The following is a 25869-nucleotide window of genomic DNA, read 5'->3' as shown; positions in this document are numbered from 1 at the left end:
AGCTATTAAAGTATATAAAGAAAATAGAAAAAAGTATTATGTTTATATTTTTAATATTATCCTAATATAGTTTCTATATTTTTTATCAATCTTTTCTTTTTGTATTTTGATATTTATTATCTATTAATTTCTTTAATTTTAATATATATCCCATATTTTCTATTTAGATATATATCAAAGGATTTAGATGAAAAATTAACATTTATAAGAAATGTAAATGAATTGGTTGAAGGGGATTGGAAAGAAGATAGAATAGAAATTAATAGTATAAAGGAAGAAGATAAAGAAATATTAAGTAANNNTTTCGATATTTATGAAAATGGGAATAAATATATATTAAAATTTAAGAAAAATAATAAATTAATAAATNCTCTTGTTATCTTAATAATTGCAATTTTGCCACTAATATTTTATTTTTTAAATGAAGTTTTATTTTATTATTCTATGCAATTTATTATTATATTTTCTCGTATATTTCAAAATAAACTATTTATTGGAAGGTTTGGTCTTTCAAAAGAAGAAGTTAATCTATTAAGGAAATTGGGAGAATATAATGATATAAAAGTAAAAGTAAAGGAAGGAGCACCTTTTGTTCCTCCAATATTTCTTTCTTTAATATTCTTACTAATATGAAATATGAAATAATAGATAAGAAGACAATAAAAATTAAGATAGAAGATGAAGTAGACTTTTTGTATTTATATAAAATAGTTAATTTAGGAGATATTATAGAAGGAAAGGATTATAGAACATTAAAATTTGAAAATGAAAAAGAAAAGAAGAAAATAAAAATAAAAATAGAAGTTGAGAGTATAAAATTTTCTGAATATAAAGATTCATTAAGGATTTCTGGAAAAATAATTGATTCAAGTGATAAAGATTCTATTGGACATTATCATACATTTGATATAAGAATATCTACAGAATTTACATTATATAAAAAGGAGGAAATAAAAAAATATGAAGAAAAAATATTGGAAAAATCTTCTAGAAAAAAAGAAAATATCTTTGTAATTTTTCTAGATAATAATGAGATAGCTCTTGGTATAATAAATAATGGAATAAAAATTATAAAAGAGGAATATTATAAGATAAACAAAGGAGATCCTGAAGAAAAAGCAAAATTATATAAAATATTTTCAGAATTTTTAGATACACTAAAGGATTATGATATTAAATTATCCTATGTATAATTGGTCCATTATTTTATCCTGAAGAATTTTATGATTAAATAGAAGGATAAATTAAATATAAAAAATATAAAAATATATAAAGTATCTAGCGGAGGTGTAAATGGAATATATGAATTTGTTAGAAGAACAGAATATTATGAGACATTAAAAAATTTAGAAATTTTAGAAATAAATAAATTAATAGAAGAAATATTATATTTAATGCAAAAAAATATGGTAGCATTTGGATATGATGAGGTATATAATAATGCAATGTATAATAATATAGAATATATTTTAATTTCTGAAGAATGTTTTAAAAAAATGAAAGAAGAAAATAATATTGATAAAATTATAAATTTATTTAATATTTNNNNTAAAATAAATGCTGAAATATATTTTGTAAATAATAATGTCAGTAATTTTGAATTAATTGATAGATTCTGTATTGTTGGAAAATTAAGGTATAAATTATAAATATTAAAGAATATTCTATTAAAATATGAAAAAATTACAAATGACAAGTTTAGGTATATTCTTTATATTATTAGGTATAGTAATTTTTGTATATTGGGCTATTAGTTCCATATCAATATAAACAATCTTTAATACAACAATTGTTTAATGGAAGTAATATAATTTTATATCCTTCTTCAAATTTTTCAAATACAAGTATGAGAAATCAATATATCTTTCAAAATATACAATTATCGGAGAGTCAGAATTATTATTATATAACAAGCAATTATACAATAGGCAATTATATTCCAGTATATTATATTAATTTAGGAACTTTGAATTTTGAAACAAATATATTTTATGGAACAGTTAGTAAGAGCTTATATTTCTATTATTTATCAATTATGATGGAATAAATATTACTGCATTATTCTACATGTAATAATGGTAAGTTCGATATATATGTAAATAATTATGAAGTATATTCTGGATGTCAAAATGGAGAAAAGGTATTTTTGTTTCTCCAAATTATTTATATAATGGAAATAAGGAGTTTAAATTAGAGTTTTCTCCAACTAGTATAATATTTAATGTAAATGNAATATTATATTATATAAATATAAATTATCTAGAGTTTTCATCATTAAATTTTAGCTATTATCTATATATCTGGAGATATATATATGTTCTATGATTTTTGTCCATATTCTCCTCAAAATGTAGAATTAATTATAAATGGATTGTCAATTCCTTTATCTTCATGTTCTAACTTATTTTATTTAACTCCATATTTAAATATTGGAGAAAATAGTATCAGTTTGATATCATCTTATCCAGTTAATATGTATAATCTATATGTAGAAGCAAAGCAGCAATATATTTTATATAGCATTTCCAAATAATTTAACAAATTACATATTGGATATTATAGTAAGTCAGGGCTCTGGAGAAGTTATAATAAATAATAATTGTATATATAAAATAAGTTCGTCTGTTGGGGGCTTATGTAGTAAATATATCTAATTGTTTATTGCCAGAGAATCTNTTAGAAATAAAGACAGACAATTATCTTAAGATAGATTATTTGCAGATATCCTAAAACTTATAAATAAATAAATTTATAATTTGTTTATGAAGAAAGGAAGAGCTGAAAGCTCTGGCGGTGGATTGATTTTTTTATTAATTCTAATAATTTTAATAATAGTAGCTTATTTATATCGTAATCAAATTCTGGCATATATGGAAAATAATGAAATGTTCCAGAGTGTCGAAAATGGTATAGTACAATTTATCAATGATGCCCAACAAGCTTTTAATATTATTCAAACTGCCTTAAATGAAAATGTTAGTTTAAATAATTTATATACATCTAATAATCAAAATAATTCATATACTTCGGGCTAATATTATGATAAAGTTTATAATTAATAAAGTAAAAATATAATTAATGAAAGCTGGAAGATTTATATATTTGTTGCCTATATTATTTGCAGGTACTAGTCTTTTTTATTTTTCTACATGTCCAATTGGTAACATTGGATTTCGAAATTCAGGATTTTTTAATAGCGGAAGTTCAGGTTCTAATTTATATCAACCTTCATGGGCAGTAAGTCAGCCAGGAAACTTATATATATATGTTCAAGCACCTTCTTCGTTAAATTATAGTGAATCAACGTGGTTTAAATTATACATTGCCTCTTATCTATGTTAATAATACTTATACAATGTCAAATTCTCAATTAGAAGTTTCATATTATGTAAATAGTTATACTTTATCTTCTCCTTACTCAGGTAATTTTAATGCAGAACCAGCAANTTGTAATTCCTCTTCTGATGCAACTTATTCCTTCAAATTCTACTATTGGAAATATTGAAGTTTCTTTAAGTCCTGGTATTCTGGCTGTGCCTTCTCAAATACCAATAGTTGTAGAATATAATGTATCAAATGTTGTTGAGAATGTATTAATTCCACTTAAATTAAATTATTCTAATAGTTCAATAACATTAAGTGAGCCTGTATATTATTCATCATCTCCAATAACACCAGTATCTTCTAATATCAATGTGATGAAATTGATGGAAATATATATTTCTCAATATCTTTCCAAGATTCTGTTGGATGCTTTAGNAATGTATATTCTAATAGTCAAGCTACCTTTAATGTAAATGCTGAATTACGTATTATCGGAACAACTCCAATAGATATACCAAATGGGGGAGAAGGTTTCTCATGTAGTCCAACACAAAACTTTCCAATAAGTTCACNNTCAATATCTTGTATTATAAATCTTCAACAATTATCANAAAGCAATGCAGAAATTCAAAATCTTCTTAATTCAAATATAGGAATACCAGCATATATTTTAATGAATCTTTCATATAATTGTTATGAAGAGGTTACATATAATATCCCAGTAACTAAAACCTAAGTCGTATAAAAAGTTAATAAGTATTTTTTAATATATTTTAAAGATGTATAAGCAGAAAAGATCCTCCAAAGGTGAATGATTATATTTTATGTACAGTAAATAATATATCAGATGTAGATGTAAAAGTTAGCTTAGATTAATATGAGAATTTTAATGGAATAATTCCAATAGACGAATTATCAAATAGAAGAATTACAAATCCAAGGATTTTAGTTAGGGAAGGTAAAAAGATTGTATGTTTAGTATTAGATGTAGATGTACAAAATAGATTGGCTACTTTATCGTTAAAGAGAGTTGATAAGAATAAACAAAAAGCAAAGATTTTTGAATATAAAAGANAGATAGCTGCTTATAATATATTGAAAATAATGAGTGAAAAGGAAAATATAGATATGGATAAATTAGAAAAAGAGATAATATTTAAAATTGTTCCAGAAAACAAACTTTATAGCTGTATTTTTAGAAGCTTATATAAATGGAAAAACTGTTTTATATAAATATAAAATAAGTAAAAAATACTCAGATCAATTATACAAATATATACTTGATTATCTAAATCCACCAAAATATGAGTTTACATATATAATGCAGGCATATTGCTTAGATGGTGATGGAATNTATAAAATAAAGGAATTTCTTAAAAAAATAAAGGATCTAAATATAATGATAAAATATCTGGGAGCTCCTACATATATGCTANAATATGTTACTATAAGCCCATCTGATTTACAAAAAAAGGAAAAAGAAATGCTAGAATTAGTTAATAAAGAAGCTAAAAATTATAATGTAATTTATGAAATAAATAAATATGAAAGAGATTAGAAAATGTAAAAATTGTAAAATATATACATTTAAAGAAATTGTCCGATTTGTGGTAATAAAACATCTAGAGTAATACCTCCTAAATTTTCTCCTGATGATAAAATGGGATGGTTATAGAAGAAAAATGAAAAAAGAAATCTTATATAAAAATAATAATTTTATTATCTATTATGGAATTTATAATAGATAAAGAAAAAATAAAAAGTATGAATAATATAGTTTTTCTTTATTCAATAGGCGGAGGATTTGGAAATTTGTCAAAAAAAGTTCGAAAAAAGTTAATAGAAACTTATAAAGGAAAAGTTGTTGGAAGAATAATTACAGATTTCTTTTTTGATGTAGTTAAAGTAAATAAAAATGGATATATAGCAGATAATATAAGTTATAAATTATATTCTGTTCCAATTGGTAACTATAATTTTCTAGTATTATATGAAGATTTTCAGATAATGATTTTGGAAGATCCTGGATTGTCTTTATACTTTAGATATTAGACTTCATGAATAAGCTATTTAGAATAATAAGTAAATTTAATCTCTTAGAGTTAAGTATAATTGGTGGATGGTTCACATCAATTAGAACCAGAAAATCCAAATGAATTTGTTTGCACTAAATAAATATTATGATGTAAATAAGATAAAGGAAAAATTGGGAGAACTTAACTTGTATAAATCAAATACTGTTGTTGGAATGATTGGATTATTTTTATATTATTCTCAATTATTTAAAAAACCAGCTTATTTATTATTAGTTGAAACATATTTATCAAATGAAGTTAATGGATATTTTGGTGCTTCAAAGGCATTAGAAATCTTAGGTAAATTATATGACTTTCAAGTTGATACAAGTGATCTAAAGGAAAAGGGTAAAAAACTAAAAGAAAGATTAGAAAAAGATTTAGATATGATTAAGAAGTTAGAGGAAGAAAACAAGAAAAGGGAAAAAGGTTCAGGATATTATTATGGATAAAATTTTATTTTATTTTTAAATTTGTTAATGATTGTTTGTCAGGTCCTTTAGAATCTTTTTTAACTTGTGCAAGATATATATTTAACAATGCAGATACTTTCATATTTATAGCTTGTGGTATTTGATTTAATAATAGATTAACTTTTTCTTTGTTATATTTTATTTCATTATCTTTTGTTATAATTCTCATTTCTTTTATATCTTCTCTATCAATTCTTGATGGTGTATAAAATAGTATAAAATNNATTAATGAATCGAAATCTTTAAAATCTGCATATATTTCTAAATAGNATGACCATCCATTTATAGTTTTTCCGTCCGGGGTTTTTATATCTTTTGTTATAGGATCAGCAATTTTTTTATCTATTATTTGAAAATTTTTGAATTTTGATATAGCATCGAATGTTTTATTTAAAAATATCAGTTTATTTATCTTTATCGTTAGAAAATGCTTCAAAATATATTTTTGACTTCATTTTATAGCTGTTGATAATTCTACTTTTTTGTATCTACCTTTTATTTCCCATATAGTTTGTTTCTTGCATATGCTGCATTCTAATCTTATATCAACACCTTTAGAAGATTTTATAACACCTCTTTTTCTTTGTGATAATGGTCTCTTACTATATTTTCCTTTATTTCCTCTACCTTTTTTTCCTTCTCTAGCTCTTCTAGCACCCCAAACAATCCAGTCCTAGCTTTTATACTTTTTACAATGATTACTTTATGTATACAGTAACTTTTTTACAATATGGGCAATATTTTTATTAGTCTTTGGTAATTTCATTAAAGATAATAATATTAAATAATTTTATAAGTTTAATCAACTGTTTTTCCTATTCCAGTATTTTCTAATTTTTCAGCGAAGTTATTATTGAGTATTTTTATATCTCCAACTTTAAAAGGTCCATATATTTTTCCATTTGGTCCAACAATCTTTGGTAATTGATTTTTAATAACAACAATTTTCTTATCTATTTTATTTTGATATAATGAAACATCTATATTTATATCTGAAAAAAATTTATTGATATCTATTTCTTCTCCATTAATAATCTTGCTTTGTATATTTTCTTTATATGATTTTAATTTTTTTTTAACAAGAGAATATAATAATTTTTCTTCTTCTCCCAAAGTATCTTCTGCTATTTATTTAGATCTTCTTTAACTTCTAGTACTGTATACATCATTATTTTGCTAATTCTTATATTAATTAATTCTGATAATGATTCTTTTAGTCTATCTATTGTTGCAATAACTTCTCTATTTTCTTTCCTATCAGATTTATATGCTTCTAATTGTTTTTTGTATTTTTTTAGTAATTCAGATACCTTAACATAAAAATCTTTTTGTAAATTTTGTAATGTTTTTTTCTCTTTTTCTTTTTGTAAGTAAGTGATTATATCTGATATATCCATAATAGAATATTTTTAAATTAATTTTTAAAATAAAAGAAAATATGGAATATATTCCTTTATATATAAAAAATTTATGCTTTAATTGTAATGGTACAATTTCTTCCTATAGGCTTTCAAATGGTCTTCCTAGTGAAAATGATTTAGATGCTAAAGAAATATTAGAATTATTAAATATAAAGGATGAAACCACTTTTAGAAAGCTACTCTATATAAAAAATTATCTGAAAAGGGGAAATTAAAAGATTATTCAAATATTTATAATTTATATAAAGAAATTACTAAATTTTCTGAATTTTTTAAAAAATTATTAAATTCTAATCCATGGAAAGTACAAATAATGTGGTTTGAAAGATTATATAAAAACAATAGTTTTTCTATTGATAGCGCCAACAGGTGTTGGAAAATCAACATTTATTATAGTTTCTTCTATTTACTTTTCTAGTGAGTACAACAAAAAGATACTAATAATATTACCAACAAGATTGCTTGTAAAGCAATTTAGCGATTTGTTTGATAAATTTATAAGTAGTCTAAATCTAAATATAAAGTTTATAGCATATTATTGGTGGTAATAAAAAAGAAATTAAGGAAAAAATAAAAAATGGTGAATTTAATATATTAATTATTTCAAATCAATTTTTAACTAAAAATTTTGAAATATTAAAAGATAAAAAATTTGATATTGCTTTTGTAGATGATGTAGATTCTTTTTTTAAAGGATCAAAAAATATTGAAAAATTATTTGTTTTAATTGGTTATAGCGAAGATGATATAAATGTTGCTATAAAGGTAATAGATTTAAAATTAGCTGGTAAATTAGATTTTAATAGTGATTTTTATAAAAAGTTTTTAGAAATTAAAAATAAAAATCATGGAATAATTGTTTTATCTTCAGCTACTGGTAGTTTAAGAGGAAAAAGAGTTAGATTATATAGGGAGCTGGCTAACTTTACCAGTGGAACTGGAAGTTCAAAAATTAGGAATGTTGTAGCTGTATATTATATTCCAAGGAGAGATATAAAAGAAGAATTATTGAATTTATTAAAAGAATTAGAAGATGGGGCATTAATATTTATTCCAAAAGAGAAAGGGGTAGAATATATGATAGAAATTTACAATTATTTAATATACAATTATTTTAAAAGTTGGTTTAATATATTCAAAAACAAAGGCAAGAGAAATTGAGAATAATATTAAATGATTTTTATGAGGGAAAAATAAATTTCTTATTTAGGATCTGCAGATCCATATGGAATATTAACTAGAGGGATTAATATGCTAGAAAGAATAAAATATGCAATATTTTTGGGTATACCAAAGATAAAAATAAATATTACAAATCTTGAGAAAAATATAACGAATATAATTATTTTATCTAATTTAATTTTACCATATATATCTGAGATAGAAAAAAATAGAATAACAAGAATTTTTACAAGATTAAGAAAAAATATGAAAAAGCTATCTTCTGGAGATCTGAAATTAATTTCTGATTTTTTAAATGGAAATAAAGTTGAATTAGTCGGATATATAAAAACCTTTGCTGATGATATATTAACATTATACAATATCTTAAAAATTTATCTTGATAAGTCAGAAATATTAGATATGGTAGAAGAAAATCCAGATGTTTCTGTAGAAATAGATGAAAATAAAAATATATATTTAAATATTGTAGATCTTAAAACATATTTACAAGCTTCTGGAAGAACTTCAAGATTATATTCTTGGAGGAATATCAAAGGGACTATCTATAGTTTTTGTGGATGATCAAAAATTATTGAAATCTCTTGATGTGAAATTAAGATATTATTTACTTTAGTTTAACATATATTTAACATGTTTAGTTAATGATTTAACGTCACTTAACTAATGTTTGTTTATTGTTTAATATTNTATTGGCAAAATGTTTTAATGTTTTAATCATTCTTTTAATATAGCTTTAACAAAAGGTTAATATTTCTTAATGATTATAAGTAATTGGTTGATATTTTATATATGGATATAATAAATGATTATAATAAATTATTATGCAAAATAATTAGAAATAATCATAGAGGGATTGTTGTTTTATCGNNTAAGGATTATTTTGATATTTTATCCAATTTGTTAAAAATATATTATGAAAAAATTAGGAATTTTAAAGATAAAATAAAAGTTTTATATGTCTCTGAGAGATTTTAATGGGGATTATTTATATAGATTTCAAAAATTAAAAGAAAAAGTAGATTTTTTAGATATAGAAAAAATTAAATATATTGATTCTAAAAAAATTTTGGGAAAAGCATACGATATATTAATTTTAGATATGTATAAATCTTTAACTCCAGATCATATAGGTAGAATTGTTGAAACTTTATCTGGAATTGGTATTGTCATTTTTTTTAATTAAAGATTTTGAACATTTTGAAGAAAATTATGCAAGTTTTCATGAACATTTATTAACGCCTCCATATAAATTGGAAGACGTGAAAAAATATTTTGAACATAGATTCAAGAACAAATTACTTCAATATGATAATATAATTATATATGATATAGAAAAAGGATTAATAAAGGGAATAAATGATGAATGCATATTAAATGAAGCATATCCACCTGGAAGAAAGAAAATATTATTGCCAGATAATAGAAAATTTTCAGAGATAATCTATAAATTATGTTTAACGCAAGATCAAGCAAATGTTCTTTCTCTTTTAGAGAATTTATGAAAGAATGAAAAGTCAATATATTTAATTATTGCAGATAGAGGAAGGGGAAAAAGTGCATCTCTTGGTTTAGCGATTTCTGGAATTTCTGAAATATTATTAAATAGTAAAAAAGTATATGATATAGGTATAACATAACCAGAATTTAATAATGTAGAAACATTATTTGAATTCTTAAAGTTGGGATTAAATAAGAATAATATAAAATATAAGGAAATAAGTGAGAGGAAGATATGTAATAAATAATAGGATATATATTGAATATAGAAAACCATCTGAAATATTGAGAAAAAAATATGATATTTTGGTTGTTGATGAAGCTGCAGGTATTGGTATAAATATATTATTGAAATATACTAAGAAATATGATAAAATTGTATTTTCTTCTACGATTCATGGATATGAGGGAGCTGGTAGCTCTTTTTCTGTCAAATTTTTGAAATATCTAAATTCATTGAAGGATTTTAAGATATATAAATATAGTATGGTTGAGCCAATTAGATATAATGAACAAGATCCAATTGAAAAATGGCTATATGATACATTGTTATTAGATTCTGAAGTTTCTGAAATTAACGATGACTGATAAAGAGTTAATAAAAAATAAAGATGTAAGATTTTATAAAATACCAATGAAAGAATGGTTTTATAACGATGATTCAAAATTAAAGAATTTTGTTGGAATATATATTTTAGCGCATTATCAAAATAAACCAAATGATATAGCAATGCTTGCTGATGCACCACATCATGATGCTTTTGTTTTAGAATTATCAAATGGAAAAATTGTAAATGGAATACACATTGGATATGAAGGTGGTATAGATGATGATACAATTAATAAAATGTTGAAAGATTATAAACCAAAGGGAAATATAATACCAGATATAATAGTTAAACATTATAGAATAAAGGAATTTGCTAAATTAAAGGGATTAAGGATTGTTAGAATTGCTACAGTTCCAGAAATCCAAAGTATGGGTTTGGGATCTTTGTCTATAAGATAAACTATATAATTGGGCTAAGGAAAATAATTATGATTGGATTGGTTCTAGTTTTGGTATAACTTATGAATTATTAAATTTTTGGCAAAAAAATAATTTTGTATTAGTTCATTTATCTCCAGAAAAAAATAAGGTTTCTGGAGAATATTCTGGTATAGTAATTAAAGTTTTAAATGAAGAATCAGAAAAGATAGTTAAAAAGTTAAATTATGAATTTAGATGGAGATTAATAAATCAAATATCAGATGTATATTTTGATTATTACCAGAACTAATATTAAAAATGTTAGAAACGCCATATAAGTTTAAACCACATTATAAATTAAATTTTACAGATAATCAAATAGAAAGATTGGAAGGTTATTTATCTTCACATATGACATATGAAGCTGCTGCAGATGTTGTGAAATTATTATATATGTATTATTTATTATATACTGAAAAGGTATAAACCAAAGATAGATAAAGAAGAATTATTTATTGGAAAATTTTTATTATCATGGAGTTTTGCAAAAATATCCGATTATTTTAAAATAAAGAAGTTTGGGGCTAGAAGAGTAATAAAGAGAGACATAAAAATAATATATAATTGGCTATTTAAGTAATTAGCCAAATCCCCCAATTTCTTCTAACTCTATTTCTAGAAGTTTTTTAATTCTCATTTGATAAGAGGGTGGAAAGTTTTTTAGAATATCGTCTGCAAATCCCATATATATTAATCTTTTAGCTTTCTTTTTATCTATACCTAAACTTTGTAAGTAAAGTACTTTTTGATCTTCAATTTTTTCAGTTTTTGCTTCATGTATTATAATAATTTTTATTATTGTAAATTTCCATTCTTGGTATAGATTCTGCTATTCCATTTCCTTCTATTAAAGAGTCGCATTTAGATATAATCTTTGAATTTTCAGAATTACTAAATATTTTTATGTCTATTCTATTTACTGCCTTTCCAAGTTTATTGATATGGATTTTGTTACAATATATCCTCTGGAATTTTTTCCATTTATCAATATTCTTCCACCAGTATCTTTTATTTGATTTTCATTTGCAATTGATATTGTATAAATTTCCCCTATAGAATTTTCTTCTAAAATTAATCCCGGATATAGCATTGTTACTTTACTTCCAAATTCAGCAGAATCCATTTAATTTTAGCGTTTTTATATACCTTTGCTCTTTTTGTTACTAAGTTTTATATATTTCTAGACCAGTTTTGTATTGTAGCATAAGTAACTTCTGAATTTTCTTTTGCAAAAACCTCTATTATTTCTTGCATGTAATGAAGATATATTATATATTGGAGCAGTACATCCTTCTATATAAGTATACNNTAGCATTTTTATCTGCTATTATCAAAGTTCTTTCAAATTGCCCAAGATTTTCTGTTCCTATCCAAAAATATGCTTGTAATGGGAAGTCTAATTTAATATTTTCTGGTACATAAATAAATACACCTTCACTCCAAACTGCTGTATTTAATGCTGCTGAATTTATTATCTCCAAAAGAGATAACTTTTCCAAAATATTCTTTTACAATTTCTGTATAATCTCTTACTGCTTGTGATAGGGGCATAAAAATAATACCTTCTTGATCTAGATATTTCTTTATTTCCTTATATATTGAAGAAGAATCGTGTTGATATAATAATCCAGATAAAAATTCTCTTTCAAATTCTTTTCTTAATCCCTATTTTTCTATTCTATTTCTTATATCTTCTGGTAGATCTTCCCACCTCTTTGGTTTATTTTCTTTAGTCTATATTTCTATAATATATCATATTATCAAAATCAATATTTTTTATTTCTAGAGTCCCAATTTTGGTAAATCTAATTTATTAAAATAATCTAATCCTTTTAATCTTATGTCTGTCATCCAATCTGGTTCATGTTCATATTTCAGATATTTTTTTGATTTTTTCCTCATTCAAAGGACCCCTTATAGTTATCTCTTGCATATTATCTATAAGATTCTATATTATATTTTTAAATTCATAACATTGTTATAAAATTTAAATAAAACTTTTATAATATTATTTACAAGTAAAATAAATACGCCCCCGTCGTCTAGTCTGGTCAAGGATATAGGGTTTTCGTCCCTATGACCGGGTTCAAATCCCGGCGGGGGCAAAGTTATCATTATTGATTAACAATTTCCTATAAATGGGAAGAGTGTTTAATAAGGTATGAAAGGTCAAGGAGGATCTGGTTTTTCAGCAATGGTATTATTTATAGCAGCAGCATTGACAGCAGCAATAGCAGCATTAGTAATTATTGGAGCGACAGCGTGCACAAGGACATGCAGCAGCTGCAGCACAACAAACAGTACAAACATCTGGTACAACTGTAGAAATTGTAAGAGTAGAAGNTATAAATGTTAATACATCATCACAAGCAGTACAAGATTTCTTAGTATATACAAGATTAGCACCAGGATCACAGCCAATATTATTCAATCAAACAAGCAGTAATATTCTATTCTCCAGCTGGTAGAGAAATATTTGCATATGGAGGAGCTGTAGCAAACTCTTCATTAGTAACAGGATATACAGGATATTATTATATTGATCAACATGATCCAGTAGATAATTCAGGANTATTATACAATGGAGTTTGGGACCAAATGATTTGGCAGCACTATTAGTATATGCTAATGTATCATTAGGAACATCACAAACATNGGAATTCTCTGTAATACCACCAAATGGACAACCATATGATCTATCAGGTGTAACTCCGGCAGCAATGATATATCCAACAGTAATTAATTATGGCTAAAATGAAAGGACAAGCCTTTCAATCAATTTTTTTGTTTATATTTTTGGTTGCATTAGCTGCAATAAGTACATATATCCTTGTTGATGTTTATTTAAAAAGTGCTGGAATTTTCAATTTTAAAATTGCAATTAAATCAACAACAATCTGCTGTACCACAATTTACAATTCATGATGTTGAATATTCTGAATATGGAAGTGTACCGACAGTTACATTTACATTATATAATTTAGGACCAACATATATACCATTAAATGGATGGTTTATTGACTTTACAACTCCAAATGGTGATGTAATGTGTACAACTCCAGTATTTGAAAGTGTAGCTGATGCTGCAAATATTGGTATAGCAGAATCTGTATATGATGCAACATATAATGAAACATTAAGTTATGGACAAGCAATACCAGCACCATCGGTAGCAAATGTTAATTTAACAATTATTGGAGGACCATGTTTAAATGCAACAATAAATTATTCTGTAAGTACTTTACAAATGGGATTTAGAGTAGAAACCCACCAACTCAATATTATGATATAATGCAATGTTCTGTAAATCCAAATACAGGTTATTCATCATGTAGTTCTTTAGGCTATCAAGCTATCAATAGATTTTTGATCTTTAAAATTTTATTTTTAAATATTCTTAATGCTATGTAAGCATTTTCCAAAATGTGGTGGATTGTCAAATTCAAAATTTGTCATATAATGAACAAATAGAATATAAAATAAAGAAATTTATTGATATATTTAAAAGAGAACCTGATGAAGTTATAAAATCACCAAAAATAATTTATTATAGAAATAGAATGGATTATGCTGTTGGTCCCAATTATGAAGTAGGGTTAAAGGAATATGGAAAATGGTATTCATATGTAAATATCGATGAATGTTTTTTACAATCCCCAGAATCAAATATAATAAGAGTATAAGTTTAGGGAATTTATAATAAATAAAAATTTAAAACCATGGGATACAAAAAATTATACAGGTTTTATTAGATATATTTTAATAAGAGAAGTAAAATTTACAAATGATAGAATGATAAATATAATAACTTATAAAACAGATAATTTAGAATATTATAAAAATATATTTTTAGAATTTTATAATGAGATTAAAAATTATATTAATTCATTTTATTGGTCAATAAAGTGATACACTTTCGGATGTTTCATATGGAAATATAAATTATTTATTATCTGGAGAAAAATATATTAAATAAAAAGCNNTAGAAATTTTTATTATATTTCACCAAATAGTTTTTATCAACCAAATAGTTATACTGCAGAGATATTATTAAAATATGTAAGAGAATTTACAGATCCAAAAGAAAATGATATAATTTATGATTTATATTCTGGTTCTGGTTTTTATGCAATAGAAATTGGAAAATATTCTAATTATGTATATGCTGTAGATAATAATAAGGAAAATTTTGAAATGCTATAATTTGAATAAAGAAATAAATAATGTAAAAAGTGTGAAATTTTTATTATCTAATGTAGAAGATTTAGAAAAAATAAATGCAGATAAAATAATTGTAGATCCACCAAGAGCTGGATTACATAAAAAAGTAATAAGAAAAATATTACAATCTAATGCAAAGAAAATTATTTATGTTTCTTGTTATCCAGAAACACAAAAGAGGGATATCGATATTCTAATAAATAAAGGAAATTATAAATTGGAAAACATAATTTTGGTGATCAATTTCCCCATACATATCATATGGAAACAATTGCTGTTATTAAATAAATAACTACCTTTTAGGTAAAAATTTATAATGTTTAAAATCTTTTAATTCATTATGGTAAGGGCACAGTTTGGTTTGTCAACATTAATTATATTAATAGCAATAATAGTAACGGCGGCAGTAGCAGCTGGTGTAATAATATATACAGCAAGTTCTTTACAATCAAAAGCATTACAAACAGGTGCTGCAAGCTGAACAAAGAATAACAACAGGTATGCAAATTACACAAGTATTTGGATATCAATATGATCCATCAAGTGGTCAAGCTAAATAATTATTTACAAAAAATAACCGCCTTAGGACCTGTTGTATCATTAATGCCAGGTTCTAATCCAATTAATTTTGAATATGTAAGTACTTTAATTACAGATAGCAATGGAGATGTATATTCATATGCACCTTCCCAATATGAACCTACAGCAATATATGGTGTATTACAAGGAGGAAGCTTTAAAATAACAGGATTTATGTTTGATAACCAAGTAAATGTACAAAATGTAACAATAGATGATTCATAGGTATGTTCTGCATTAAATAATTTCACAAATCAGTACAATATACAAACTTTATATATGTAAGTAGAACTTTAGTTTCATGGTACAATAGGATTAAATTCTGGAATAATTGGATATCCATTAAGTTTAAATCAAGTATTCCAAATATTGCAATCAATGAATGAAGCTGGAAATATCAAAATCCATATGGAATAATTGGATTATCTAAAAGACTTGAAAATGTATATTTAACAACTGGAGGATTATATGCAGATAATATTATCTACCTAGTGGATTATCAGTAAATGAAAATTATAATATACAAATGTACCAGTAAATGGATATAGCATCGCAATATGGTGGGGCTATACCAGCTGTTCTATCTCAATCAGTGGTTTCTCTAGGGGGAAGCTAAAGATTTTAACTTTTTTTGATTATATTATATTTTATCGCTGCGGTAGCTCAGTGGTAGAGCACTCCATTTGTAATGGAGAGGTCGTGGGTTCAAGTCCCACCTCCGGCATTTTTATGTATTTTTTATAATTTAAGATCTTAGATGAAAAGAGTATTATATAAAGATAATGTATTTTTATCAGAAGATAAGATTTTATATTTCTATGAAGTTTTATATTTATTAGAAAAAAATGAAATTGAAGTTTATGATGAGAAAAATAATAAATTAGATATAAATTATTTTTTAAAAGATGAAAAAATTAAGTTATATTATGATATATATAAATATTTTAGAGAGAGAGGTTATTATTTAGGTACAGGATTAAAATTTGGTGGTATATTTAGAATATATGAAGATATTAAGCAACATTCAAAATGGGTGGCTATTCCAATAAATATTAATGAAAAAATAGATATATATGATTTTTTAGCAAAAAATAGAGTTGCACATAGCACTAGAAAAAGAATTTTATATTGGTGTAAATGATAATAATAATTATAGAATTTCTAGAAATAAGATGGAAAAAATTTTAGTTAGAGAATTTAATAATAAATTTATTTTAAATAAAGAGTTTTATGATAAAATAGGAAGAATTGGAAAGATGGATAATGATTACATTATTTTAGAACTTGAAGAGGCNTTATATTGTATAAAAAAAGGATGGATAAAATTAGAAGGAATAAATAATTTTTTAGATTTTATTAAAAAATATAAAAATATATTAAATATGAAGAAATTTTATGTATTTGAAGATTTAAGAAATAAAGGACATTATCTAGATACAGAAAATGTCTCAATTATTTTATATACAGATTATAAAAAAGAAAAGATATTATATTATGTTTATGCAATATATGAAAATGAATTTCTATACATAAGCAGATATTTTAAATTTCATATGGATTCAAAGAATTTAAATAAAATTTTATTTGCAATAATTGATATAGAAAATGATATAGTTTATTATGAAATAAATGAATTATTTTTATAAAACTTTTAATCACATTTTCTTTAATGGAAAAAGATCATATAGATATTGGAGATGAGATGGATATATTAGTATAACATGACAGGAGGGTAGAAAAGTTAAATAGGGATTTTGGTGATCTACTGGGAAAGGGTTTACAATTATTTTCCTTAGGAGGTGGATTAACATATTATATATTATCCCAAATATTAGACAGATTTTCATGTTAAAAGGGGATACTACTTGGTAAGAACGCCACTTATTACAAATACATTATTATATCAAATTTCAGGTCATCTTTATATTATAAACAAAATATGTATATATTTAATATAGAAAATGAAGAATTTGCAATTAAACCAATGAATTGTCCACACCATATATTAATTTTCATTAATTTATTATGAAAAATATAGAAAAATAAAATTACCATTTAGAATATTTGAATTGGGTACTGTCCATAGACATGAATTTTCTGGTAGTGTTTATGGATTATTAAGGGTGAGATCATTTACACAAGATGATTCTCATATTTTTATTACTCCTGATTTATTGGAAAAGGAGATTGAGAAATTAATGGATGAAATGATTTTATTATATGAAAAAGTATTTAATATCAATTNAAGGTCATCAGAATTTAAGGTAAGATTAAGTTTACACGATCCAAATAAAATGAATGAATATTCTGGTTCTAAAGAAGATTGGGAATATGTCGAAGATGTAATGAGAAATGTAATAAATAAATTATCAAGCAAATATAATTTCTCTATTTATGAAGGGGTTGGAGAAGCTGCATTTTATGGTCCTAAATATGATTTTACATTGAAAATTGGGGAAAAAGAATGGCATTTGGGTACTATGCAATTAGATTTTAATTTCCAAGGAACTTTAAACTTATTGAATTAGTAAAAGATTATTTCGGAATAGATAATTTATATATAATTCCTAGAGCATATTTAGGATCTATAGAAAGATTCATTGGTGCATATTTAGAATCATTTAAAGGAAAATTACCATTTGTATTAACACCAGATTCAGGTTGCAATATTAGATATATTTACTGGAGATAAAGAAAAAGATAATAAAATAAAAGAATATGCAATGAGAATCTATAATAATTTGAAAAATAAAGAAGATTAGCGGTTGTAAATATTGAAACTACAAAAACACAATTGAGTAATATGACAAGAATATTAGAATCAACATATAAACCATATATTATAATGATATATTGGAGAAAAAGAGGTAAATGATAATATATATTCGAATAAGATATTATAATATAAATAGTAAAAATATGGAAGAAAAGAAAATAAGAGAAGAAGAATGTTATAATTTGATTGAGGAATTTGAAAAACCATTAGAAGATTTAAATAATAAGAAATATAGATTATTTTAAGATTTTAACTTTATATTTGAATGAAAAAGATTGATGAGGGTTGGCATTCTGAAATTTTTTTAACAGAAAATGGTACAATAATAAAAAAATTTAAGGGTAAAATATATAAAAACTATGAAAAAGAAAAATATTTTTTAAATCTTTTAAGTAATTATGGTTTTGTTCCAAGAATTATTTCTCATAATGAGTGAAAATTTGGAAATAGAAATGGAATATATTGATGGTAAGAAATTTGAAGATTTAGATTTAGAAGAAAAGAAAAAATATTTAGATAATATTTTAGATATTTTGTTTTTATTAGATAAATTAAAAATTGAAAAAGAAGAAATGAAGAAGACCTTATGAACATATAATTATTAAAGATGATAAAATTTATTTAATAGATTGGGAAAGGGCAAGATTAAAAAACAATCCTTCAAATTTAACACAGTTTATACAATATTTAATAGATGATAAAATAATTGATATTGATCAAGAATTAATAAATTTATTAAAAGAATATAAGAAATTTTATTCTGAAGAAATATTTAATAAAATTAAAGAAAAAATTAAAAGTATATTAAATAATAGAGAATATTAAGCCGCCCTGGTGTAGCGGCAGCACGCAGGCCTTTGGAGCCTTGAGGCCCGGGTTCGAATCCTGGGGGTGGCGTTTTATTAAAAAAATATTAAAATTACTTTTAATATATATTTTCTTAGCAATTTCATTTGCAAAAAGTAATCTTTCTTTATTATCTAGATTATTCTAAATATCCATAAAAATTTCCAGCATTCCATGTATCTCCTGCGCCTGTTAATATTATTGGTTTAACTTTCTCAATTTTTATATATACTTCTGATGGTAAAAGAATAAACAAAATCTGGAGAATGAATATCTAAATGTTCTACATTTAATGTTTTATATAACTTATTTGCTAAATCTAATAGATTCTCATAATCTAATTTAAGAAAATTTCCTAAATATTCTAATTCATATTCATTTAAACTTAAAACCCTTATTCTTTTTTCTTTTAATATTTTAATTAATTCATTTAAATTTTCAATATTTATTGAAGGATCTCCTATATCCAAATATATTTTTGCATCTCTATTTAAATTGAATTATATATTTTAATAATTCATTTGACTTTTTATTATTATTCCAATTTCCAAAGAATATATATTCTTTTTTCTTTAATACTTTTTCATATTTTTTAATTTCATTAATTCCAATTTGAATTCCTTTTGGATCTGTTATCATAATTCTATCATCATCTTCTAAACTAATAGTAATAGAAATATCTGTATATATTGGATAAAAATCTTATCTTTAATTTTTTATCTTTTATATATTGTTTAAATATTAATTCTGAAATTTCATTACATCCGGCTATTAATTTATTTTTAATTCCAATTTTACTTAATGCAATTGAAAAATTTGCAGCATTTCCTCCGATTTTCTAATTTGATCTCCTGATTTTTGTTTCCGGTATTTTTATTTATATCTATTTTCTTTGTAATTATCTCTAAAAATAGATCTGGAAGGGATATTATTGAATTTTGTTTCATATATAATATAACTTATTAGTCCAATATATTTATTTGCTAATATTGCTGAAGCAATTGCTCCAGATAATTTAAATTTTGATATCAATATAATATCTGTAATTATTGAAAGTAGAGCAGTTGTTATTGCATATATTGGATAATATTTTTCCATATCCCTTCTATATAATATTAAGTTATATACATTCAAAGAATTTATTATTAAAATAATGGAAAGATATTTTATTATATTTGCTGATAATTGATAATTTTTTCCAAATATAATTAGTATTATATAAGGACCAATTAAAATTATTAATCCAGTTAATATAATGTTAATTAGAAATTGTATTAATATTAATCTATTTATGTTTCTAATAACTTTTTCTTTTTCCCATCTTAATATTCTTGGTAATGTTATATTACCTTTAGTGAATATTCCAGATAATGTATAGACAATTACTAATGCAGAATAAAATTCTCCAACTATATTATAGCTTGTAAATGTTGTTAATATTTGTATATCTATTGAAGAATATAAACCTAGTAAAGTTACTGGCAGACTAATAAGTATGGTAGATTTTAGATATTTTTTAAAATCATTAAAATTAATTTTTTCTTTTAATATTGATACAAAATTAATTTTATTTTATTTTGATTTATAAAGATAAACAAAACTTAAAATAAAATAGGTTAAAAATAAACCAAATATAAAACCAGTATTCCTTATTATGATTGTTAAAGAAACTATGAAAATAAATTTAAGTAAAGCTTCTAATATGTATAGATTTTTAGCAGATTCTATATTTAATTTCGAATAAAATATAGAAAAAGAACTCCGATTAAGGATAATGATATTGCAGTTATGTATATGATTAAAACATCTATAAAATTATATCCATAGAAAGTTGTAGATAAGAAATAATTTGGAAATATGAAAATAATTTGAAGGATAAATAATGAAAAAATAATTTTTAGATATATATCAATTTTAATATATTTATTATCTTTATATTCGGATAAATATTTTGTTAATATTATATTTGGGGATCCTATTATTCCAGCAATCAATCCTAAAAAATTATATATTGATACATATACTGCATAGAATGTATCTGTTAATATTCTAGCTAAAATATACTAATTATAAAAAAGTGATAGATTTATATGTTATTAATCCTATTTTTTCATGTATACAATCTTTGAAATATTTTAGATTCAATATTTTATTAAAAGTCTTAATTATTTTATCATAATATATTATTAAATTAATAAATAATTCTTCTGAGAAAAATTTGTTAATTTTATATCTTTCATCTATATAGAATTTTTTATTTCCTAAATATGTTAATAAAAAATTTTCATATATTCTAATGTTTTTTCCAAATATTATATATGGGTTTATTAAATGAAAATTAGGAAATTCTCCTTTTATACCAATAAGATTATCTATAAATTTTCTTTTTCTATATATATCATATATATTTTTATTTATAATACTGTATATTATTATATTATTTCCCATTCAATTTTTAATTTTCTAATTTCTTTTTTATTTTCTAATAGATAAAATGTTAAATTATAATTTTCTTTTATTTTTAATGCTATATCTTTATATTTCTTATAAGTTATACAAATTAGATTTAAATTATTTTTTTGGCAGAAATTATATAATATTTTAATATTGTAAATTAATTTTCTTGTATCTTTATTAAAAAAGATATAGATTACAGTTATCCATATATAATAGCTATTATTGTTATTATTATTTGTAGTAAAATTATTGTANATACCACCATTTTCTCTGTTGCTTTCTTAAATATCTTTCTATTTATTTTAATTGCAAGATGAGTAACACTATATGTTTTATCAGTATGGTTCTTTTAGATTATTATTTTCATCAGGTATTCCAAAGTTTTCTTTGTATATATGATTTAATAGTCCTCTTATAAATAATATCAATTCCAAGAAATATAATGTAAACAAAATTAGTCCAAATTTTTCAAGGTTTCCTAATATTACTATTGCACCAAATAGAGATCCAATACCATATGTAAATGCATTTCCAGGAAATACTTTTGCTGGATACCAGTTAAATATTAGAAATGCTATTATTGAAAATATTGTTATTAATGATATTTCTGCTAAATAATAATTACCAATTAAATATGACTCTAATCCTATTGCACCAATTAGTAAAATACCCATAGATCCTTCCAAACCATTATATCCAGCAAGCATATTAAATGCATTTGATGTACCCATAAGTACAATTGGTACTATTAATAGTGGATATAATATTCCAAAATTTACTTCTCCTACAAATGGTAAATTAATATATGAATTACCTGCAGATATTATCATTAATGGTAGTGCTAATATAAATGATAGGAATTACTCTATGTAAAGGTTTCAATCCTTTTTTCCCATTCCTAATATATCGTCAAATAATCCTAATATTGTAGTTAATGCATTGATATGTTAATATTGAAAATACTTCTACTAAATCTTCTGTAGTTCCTAATATATATACTTTTAATACCAATATATAATAATATTCCAAATATTGTACCAATTATTTCATATAAACCACCAATTTCTGCTACTTCAGGTTTATTATACTTATTCATATCNTTTCCTATATATCCTTCTTTATGAGCAATTGGTATCCATTTTTTTATTAAATAATATGAAACAAAAAAAGACAATATTAGTGGTAATACAGCAATTAAAATTTCTTCATACATCATAATAATTTTTCATATTTTCATAATAGGCTAAATTATATATTTTTCCACATTCATTTATTTGTTGAATATTTGTTGTAGATAGATACAATATAAATAATCTGGAACTGTGAAGTTCTCTGGGAAATTAATTTTCCATACTTTTGCTGGAGGAATATCATAATATATTATTGAAGGAAGGCTATATAAAATCATTTGAATAAAATACAGGATTNNNTGTTCCATTATAATCATTGTTTAAGAAATATAATTGTACCCAATCATATTGGGTAGCTTTTTGTGATATAAAATATGCATATAAGAACAATCCTTATGGATTATTTTGCTGTAATAATGAGTAATCTGGGGTTATATATAATAATCCATCATATTGAGAATTCTTAAATGTAATCAATTGTCCATCAATATCTATATATTTTAATGAAAGTGAATATTGTTGATTATTTAAATGTATAATAAATATATACATATGCCCCTATTAAATTATTTGGATTAATATTATCTATATTTAATGTCTGATGTATTCCAGATCTTTCTACTATAGATTGATTAAATAAAAATTGGACTCCAGTTATTATTCCACAACTATTTTGGTTAATTATACCCTGGTTCTGTACATATATGCATGTATTTATTATAGTTCCATTAATATTCAAATCTTGATCCAATGGTTCTAAACACAAAGTAGAATAAACTATTATTTGTTGCAAATATATAATATCCATCATAATATAGCTGAAGGTATTGTTGGTCCCGGATTTTCTGTTGTTCCAGATGCAAATTGAGATATCCATGATTCTTTATCATAACTTTCCATTTGAGTCCTAAAAATTGGAAAGCAAAGGATTTTCCTATATCTGTANGATCTATATATAAATATGCTGGTTTCAAATAATTCATATTATACAATTTTTCTAATAGTTCTTTATCTTGTTGAATAAGTTATATGATGAAATTGATTCTGGAGATCCATTAAATTGATATAATANATTTATCCAATTTTTATATCCTAAGAAATCTTTTAATTCTTCAATTTCATTTACTTCACTTTCATTAAATCCCAAATATTTATATAAATAATTATAGAATATTGAATTTTCATTGAATAATTCCAATGTTTCTAAATGTTTGATAGTTATAATCTGCATGTACCTAGAATAATTGTAATGTTTGTGTTATATTATTCTGAAGATAAACCATATCTACCCATTAAATGATTCCAATATGGATATGCATTTGCACCATTTATCCATGCAGTTCTATTTCCCAATACATAAATATAATATCCATAATCCCACCAAGAATTTATAATAGCATTTTGTGGAGTATTTTGCCTTATCCATAAGAAAGTATTTATTTCATTATCTGGAGTTCCATATTGACCAGCACTTGAAAAATAGTTTGCTATATATCCAGGATATCCATAGATTTTATTGCTTATAGAAAATAAAGGACCAAATATTGTAAATAAAATTAAACTATATTTAAATAAATTAAATAAGTCCAAATTCTTATCTAATATATATTCATATAAATATATATATTGCTAAAAATATCAGTGGAATTAAGAATAAGAATTTGTTTGCTGATATAAATAGAGATATTCCTGAAATAGATGAAATTAATAATAATATTAATATTAAATTTTCTTTTATAATATTCTTTAATTTGGAAAATTCATCTTTAAATAAATTGAATATTTGTATACCAAATATATATAATAATGGGAGAGCCAAACCATTATAATAAACTGATTCATATATATATTTTCCTACAATAAGTGCTATAAATGATAATGATAATACAAATATTTCTCCATCATTTAGATTTCTATTACTATAATGAAATATAGACTGCTAAAATGAGAAAAGTAACCCAAGATATATATATACTTATATATATTCCATTAATTACTAAATCTGAAAATATTACAAATTGAATGGCAATTGATAATGTAAATGTTTCAAATATTGTCTTTATAATATCATATATATTACTTTCTTTATTATATGCTATTATAAATATAGAATAAATTAATAGATAAAATGTTAAAAGATATATAGATGTGCAAATAAGNAATTCCGATATAGTTCAATATAAATATAAACAAAAATTCAGATATTAAAAGATTTTTAGACTTATTTTTATCAAATATTAGATATCCAAGACCCAAATAAGTTAATATTAAACCAATTGTCCAAAGAAACCAAAATAATATCCTGCAGTAGTTGGTTGAAATTCTGCAATTGTAGAACCCATTCTNGCATATGTAAATGGATTATATAAGAAATATATAATTAATTTATCAATTAAAAATGGTAAGGATATAATAAGGATTATTAGAAATATTGTATATTTCTTTAGTAATTTATTATCTTTAGTATATTTATTTATAATGAATATAGGTATTCCTGGGATTAATCCAGACAAAATAGATAATATTAGCAGATATGTTTTACTTTCAGTAATTTTTTCCAGTATTTTATTATCTTTTAATATTTCATATAAAAATATCAAAATCATTGAAAGTTCTAAAAATAGATTGTGATAACTTAAAAATAAACCAATTCCTAAAACCCCAGGTGTTAATAAATTATCTAATATTCCAGTACATCCAATATATGGTAAATAGAAATATAGATCTTTATAATCTCTATCATAGAAATATCTAATTAATAATGTTAAACCAAAACAATTGGTATTATTTTCCATCCACCCCATCCTTTTCTAGTTATTGCAGTAGTAAATATTAATAATGTTAAATAATAAGCT

General features: G+C 23.0%; 41 protein-coding genes, 3 tRNA genes and 2 pseudogenes. 34 read left to right on the top strand and 12 right to left on the bottom strand.

All coding sequences use genetic code 11. The features are described 5' to 3' along the window. The first annotated feature begins 629 nt into the window (after positions 1–629). The 8 genes and pseudogenes from LUA84_RS02670 to LUA84_RS02640 all read left to right on the top strand — a co-directional run bounded on the left by LUA84_RS02670 (position 630) and on the right by LUA84_RS02640 (position 5851). Positions 630–1193, top strand: coding sequence for a pelota family protein (locus LUA84_RS02670; RefSeq protein ID WP_231434323.1), 564 nt, complete (start codon positions 630–632; stop codon positions 1191–1193). 57 nt (positions 1194–1250) lie between these two features. Then, on the top strand, positions 1251–1649 hold the full coding sequence (locus LUA84_RS02665) for a hypothetical protein (protein ID WP_308112659.1): 399 nt from the start codon (positions 1251–1253) through the stop codon (positions 1647–1649). A gap of 86 nt (positions 1650–1735) precedes the next feature. Next, complete coding sequence (locus LUA84_RS02660; RefSeq protein ID WP_231434321.1) at positions 1736–2047, top strand: hypothetical protein; 312 nt, start codon at positions 1736–1738, stop codon at positions 2045–2047. A 715-nt stretch (positions 2048–2762) separates the two neighbouring features. Next, positions 2763–3035 carry a hypothetical protein gene (locus tag LUA84_RS02655; protein ID WP_231434320.1) on the top strand — a complete coding sequence of 91 codons (273 nt, stop codon included), beginning with the start codon at positions 2763–2765 and terminating at the stop codon, positions 3033–3035. A 1451-nt stretch (positions 3036–4486) separates the two neighbouring features. After that, positions 4487–4882, top strand: a complete 396-nt coding sequence (locus LUA84_RS02650; RefSeq protein ID WP_231434319.1) for a hypothetical protein — start codon at positions 4487–4489, stop codon at positions 4880–4882. Beyond that, positions 4869–5072, top strand: a pseudogene (locus LUA84_RS04745) (RNA-protein complex protein Nop10). The gene LUA84_RS02650 and the pseudogene LUA84_RS04745 overlap by 14 nt, the downstream one beginning before the upstream one ends. Then, a complete protein-coding gene (locus tag LUA84_RS02645; protein WP_231434318.1) occupies positions 5053–5376 on the top strand; it encodes a hypothetical protein in 324 nt (107 codons plus the stop codon). The pseudogene LUA84_RS04745 and the gene LUA84_RS02645 overlap by 20 nt, the downstream one beginning before the upstream one ends. A 100-nt stretch (positions 5377–5476) precedes the next feature. Further along, complete coding sequence (locus LUA84_RS02640) at positions 5477–5851, top strand: PAC2 family protein (protein WP_231434317.1); 375 nt, start codon at positions 5477–5479, stop codon at positions 5849–5851. Between the two features lie 472 nt (positions 5852–6323). Here the strand turns inward: LUA84_RS02640 and LUA84_RS05315 are convergent, their stop codons facing one another. The 3 genes from LUA84_RS05315 to LUA84_RS02630 all read right to left on the bottom strand — a co-directional run bounded on the left by LUA84_RS05315 (position 6324) and on the right by LUA84_RS02630 (position 7269). Continuing rightward, on the bottom strand, positions 6324–6539 hold the full coding sequence (locus LUA84_RS05315; RefSeq protein ID WP_457913357.1) for a hypothetical protein: 216 nt from the start codon (positions 6537–6539) through the stop codon (positions 6324–6326). A 131-nt stretch (positions 6540–6670) separates the two neighbouring features. Further along, on the bottom strand, positions 6671–6985 hold the full coding sequence (locus tag LUA84_RS02635; RefSeq protein ID WP_231434316.1) for a DNA replication complex subunit Gins51: 315 nt from the start codon (positions 6983–6985) through the stop codon (positions 6671–6673). A gap of 11 nt (positions 6986–6996) precedes the next feature. Continuing rightward, positions 6997–7269 carry a hypothetical protein gene (locus LUA84_RS02630; RefSeq protein ID WP_231434315.1) on the bottom strand — a complete coding sequence of 91 codons (273 nt, stop codon included), beginning with the start codon at positions 7267–7269 and terminating at the stop codon, positions 6997–6999. 41 nt (positions 7270–7310) lie between these two features. Here LUA84_RS02630 and LUA84_RS02625 point away from each other — a divergent pair, with 41 nt between their 5' ends. From LUA84_RS02625 to LUA84_RS02585, 11 genes and pseudogenes are all read left to right on the top strand, one after another. Next, on the top strand, positions 7311–7508 hold the full coding sequence (locus LUA84_RS02625; protein ID WP_231434314.1) for a hypothetical protein: 198 nt from the start codon (positions 7311–7313) through the stop codon (positions 7506–7508). Between the two features lie 105 nt (positions 7509–7613). Continuing rightward, a complete protein-coding gene (locus LUA84_RS02620) occupies positions 7614–7841 on the top strand; it encodes a DEAD/DEAH box helicase (RefSeq protein ID WP_231434313.1) in 228 nt (75 codons plus the stop codon). Positions 7842–8301: 460 nt separating this feature from the next. Beyond that, positions 8302–8454, top strand: coding sequence for a P-loop NTPase family protein (locus LUA84_RS02615; RefSeq protein ID WP_231434312.1), 153 nt, complete (start codon positions 8302–8304; stop codon positions 8452–8454). A gap of 90 nt (positions 8455–8544) precedes the next feature. After that, positions 8545–9039, top strand: a complete 495-nt coding sequence (locus LUA84_RS02610; RefSeq protein WP_231434311.1) for a hypothetical protein — start codon at positions 8545–8547, stop codon at positions 9037–9039. A 394-nt stretch (positions 9040–9433) separates the two neighbouring features. Beyond that, positions 9434–9661, top strand: coding sequence for a DUF1726 domain-containing protein (locus tag LUA84_RS02605; protein ID WP_231434310.1), 228 nt, complete (start codon positions 9434–9436; stop codon positions 9659–9661). Continuing rightward, entirely contained in the window at positions 9642–9980 is a 339-nt protein-coding gene (locus tag LUA84_RS02600) for a tRNA(Met) cytidine acetyltransferase TmcA domain-containing protein (protein ID WP_231434309.1), read from the top strand. Before LUA84_RS02605 ends, LUA84_RS02600 begins: the two co-directional genes overlap by 20 nt. 15 nt (positions 9981–9995) lie before the next feature. Then, positions 9996–10115 carry a hypothetical protein gene (locus tag LUA84_RS05310; RefSeq protein WP_457913356.1) on the top strand — a complete coding sequence of 40 codons (120 nt, stop codon included), beginning with the start codon at positions 9996–9998 and terminating at the stop codon, positions 10113–10115. Between the two features lie 82 nt (positions 10116–10197). Further along, complete coding sequence (locus tag LUA84_RS02595) at positions 10198–10563, top strand: hypothetical protein (protein WP_231434308.1); 366 nt, start codon at positions 10198–10200, stop codon at positions 10561–10563. Continuing rightward, on the top strand, positions 10556–10984 hold the full coding sequence (locus LUA84_RS02590; protein ID WP_231434307.1) for a GNAT family N-acetyltransferase: 429 nt from the start codon (positions 10556–10558) through the stop codon (positions 10982–10984). The genes LUA84_RS02595 and LUA84_RS02590 overlap by 8 nt, the downstream gene beginning before the upstream one ends. Positions 10985–11012: 28 nt before the next feature. Further along, positions 11013–11255 (top strand): annotated as a pseudogene (locus LUA84_RS05305) (GNAT family N-acetyltransferase); the annotation flags it as partial. Between the two features lie 8 nt (positions 11256–11263). Beyond that, complete coding sequence (locus tag LUA84_RS02585; RefSeq protein WP_231434306.1) at positions 11264–11431, top strand: hypothetical protein; 168 nt, start codon at positions 11264–11266, stop codon at positions 11429–11431. A gap of 154 nt (positions 11432–11585) precedes the next feature. Here LUA84_RS02585 and LUA84_RS05300 read toward each other — a convergent pair whose 3' ends face one another. After that, a complete protein-coding gene (locus LUA84_RS05300; RefSeq protein ID WP_457913355.1) occupies positions 11586–11786 on the bottom strand; it encodes a SufD family Fe-S cluster assembly protein in 201 nt (66 codons plus the stop codon). Positions 11787–11921: 135 nt separating this feature from the next. Then, entirely contained in the window at positions 11922–12128 is a 207-nt protein-coding gene (locus LUA84_RS02580) for a SufD family Fe-S cluster assembly protein (protein WP_231434305.1), read from the bottom strand. A gap of 908 nt (positions 12129–13036) precedes the next feature. On the opposite strand from LUA84_RS02580, the gene LUA84_RS02575 reads away from it, so the two are divergent. The 15 genes from LUA84_RS02575 (at position 13037) to LUA84_RS02510 (ending at position 19478) form a co-directional block, all read left to right on the top strand. After that, a tRNA-Glu gene (locus LUA84_RS02575) sits at positions 13037–13110 on the top strand. Positions 13111–13856: 746 nt separating this feature from the next. Beyond that, complete coding sequence (locus tag LUA84_RS02570; RefSeq protein WP_231434304.1) at positions 13857–14297, top strand: hypothetical protein; 441 nt, start codon at positions 13857–13859, stop codon at positions 14295–14297. A gap of 157 nt (positions 14298–14454) precedes the next feature. Then, positions 14455–14688 carry a hypothetical protein gene (locus LUA84_RS02565; RefSeq protein WP_231434303.1) on the top strand — a complete coding sequence of 78 codons (234 nt, stop codon included), beginning with the start codon at positions 14455–14457 and terminating at the stop codon, positions 14686–14688. A 289-nt stretch (positions 14689–14977) separates the two neighbouring features. Next, on the top strand, positions 14978–15208 hold the full coding sequence (locus LUA84_RS05295; protein ID WP_457913354.1) for a hypothetical protein: 231 nt from the start codon (positions 14978–14980) through the stop codon (positions 15206–15208). Further along, the gene (locus tag LUA84_RS02560) at positions 15195–15518 is read left to right on the top strand and encodes a class I SAM-dependent RNA methyltransferase (RefSeq protein ID WP_256443519.1); all 324 of its coding nucleotides are present in this window, start codon (positions 15195–15197) and stop codon (positions 15516–15518) included. The genes LUA84_RS05295 and LUA84_RS02560 overlap by 14 nt, the downstream gene beginning before the upstream one ends. A 48-nt stretch (positions 15519–15566) precedes the next feature. Next, a complete protein-coding gene (locus LUA84_RS02555) occupies positions 15567–15707 on the top strand; it encodes an archaellin/type IV pilin N-terminal domain-containing protein (protein WP_231434302.1) in 141 nt (46 codons plus the stop codon). A gap of 50 nt (positions 15708–15757) precedes the next feature. After that, entirely contained in the window at positions 15758–16030 is a 273-nt protein-coding gene (locus LUA84_RS02550; protein ID WP_231434301.1) for a hypothetical protein, read from the top strand. A gap of 430 nt (positions 16031–16460) precedes the next feature. Next, positions 16461–16529: transfer RNA gene (locus LUA84_RS02545), tRNA-Thr, on the top strand. 33 nt (positions 16530–16562) lie between these two features. Continuing rightward, a complete protein-coding gene (locus LUA84_RS02540) occupies positions 16563–16946 on the top strand; it encodes a tRNA-intron endonuclease family protein (RefSeq protein ID WP_231434300.1) in 384 nt (127 codons plus the stop codon). Positions 16947–16977: 31 nt separating this feature from the next. Next, positions 16978–17451, top strand: a complete 474-nt coding sequence (locus LUA84_RS02535) for a hypothetical protein (RefSeq protein WP_457913353.1) — start codon at positions 16978–16980, stop codon at positions 17449–17451. A 372-nt stretch (positions 17452–17823) separates the two neighbouring features. After that, positions 17824–18333, top strand: a complete 510-nt coding sequence (locus tag LUA84_RS02530) for an aminoacyl--tRNA ligase-related protein (protein WP_256443597.1) — start codon at positions 17824–17826, stop codon at positions 18331–18333. A 343-nt stretch (positions 18334–18676) separates the two neighbouring features. Continuing rightward, complete coding sequence (locus tag LUA84_RS02525) at positions 18677–18826, top strand: hypothetical protein (RefSeq protein WP_231434297.1); 150 nt, start codon at positions 18677–18679, stop codon at positions 18824–18826. Positions 18827–18846: 20 nt separating this feature from the next. Next, positions 18847–19017, top strand: coding sequence for a hypothetical protein (locus LUA84_RS02520; protein WP_231434296.1), 171 nt, complete (start codon positions 18847–18849; stop codon positions 19015–19017). Beyond that, positions 19010–19171 carry a hypothetical protein gene (locus LUA84_RS02515; protein WP_231434295.1) on the top strand — a complete coding sequence of 54 codons (162 nt, stop codon included), beginning with the start codon at positions 19010–19012 and terminating at the stop codon, positions 19169–19171. Before LUA84_RS02520 ends, LUA84_RS02515 begins: the two co-directional genes overlap by 8 nt. A 235-nt stretch (positions 19172–19406) precedes the next feature. Continuing rightward, positions 19407–19478: transfer RNA gene (locus LUA84_RS02510), tRNA-Gln, on the top strand. Between the two features lie 164 nt (positions 19479–19642). Here LUA84_RS02510 and LUA84_RS02505 read toward each other — a convergent pair. The 7 genes from LUA84_RS02505 to LUA84_RS02475 all read right to left on the bottom strand — a co-directional run bounded on the left by LUA84_RS02505 (position 19643) and on the right by LUA84_RS02475 (position 24604). After that, on the bottom strand, positions 19643–19897 hold the full coding sequence (locus tag LUA84_RS02505) for a hypothetical protein (RefSeq protein ID WP_231434294.1): 255 nt from the start codon (positions 19895–19897) through the stop codon (positions 19643–19645). A gap of 16 nt (positions 19898–19913) precedes the next feature. Beyond that, the gene (locus LUA84_RS02500) at positions 19914–20066 is read right to left on the bottom strand and encodes a hypothetical protein (protein WP_231434293.1); all 153 of its coding nucleotides are present in this window, start codon (positions 20064–20066) and stop codon (positions 19914–19916) included. 234 nt (positions 20067–20300) lie between these two features. Beyond that, positions 20301–20525, bottom strand: coding sequence for a hypothetical protein (locus LUA84_RS02495; RefSeq protein ID WP_231434292.1), 225 nt, complete (start codon positions 20523–20525; stop codon positions 20301–20303). Positions 20526–21494: 969 nt separating this feature from the next. Continuing rightward, positions 21495–21875 carry a hypothetical protein gene (locus LUA84_RS02490; RefSeq protein ID WP_231434291.1) on the bottom strand — a complete coding sequence of 127 codons (381 nt, stop codon included), beginning with the start codon at positions 21873–21875 and terminating at the stop codon, positions 21495–21497. A 344-nt stretch (positions 21876–22219) separates the two neighbouring features. After that, positions 22220–22714 carry an MraY family glycosyltransferase gene (locus LUA84_RS02485; protein WP_231434290.1) on the bottom strand — a complete coding sequence of 165 codons (495 nt, stop codon included), beginning with the start codon at positions 22712–22714 and terminating at the stop codon, positions 22220–22222. Positions 22715–23407: 693 nt separating this feature from the next. Continuing rightward, positions 23408–23566, bottom strand: coding sequence for a hypothetical protein (locus tag LUA84_RS02480; RefSeq protein WP_231434289.1), 159 nt, complete (start codon positions 23564–23566; stop codon positions 23408–23410). A gap of 711 nt (positions 23567–24277) precedes the next feature. Beyond that, complete coding sequence (locus LUA84_RS02475; RefSeq protein ID WP_231434288.1) at positions 24278–24604, bottom strand: hypothetical protein; 327 nt, start codon at positions 24602–24604, stop codon at positions 24278–24280. Positions 24605–25869: the final 1265 nt, after the last annotated feature.

Source organism: Candidatus Nanopusillus massiliensis (genome assembly GCF_920984865.1).
This window is presented reverse-complemented; position numbering and strand designations above follow the sequence as displayed.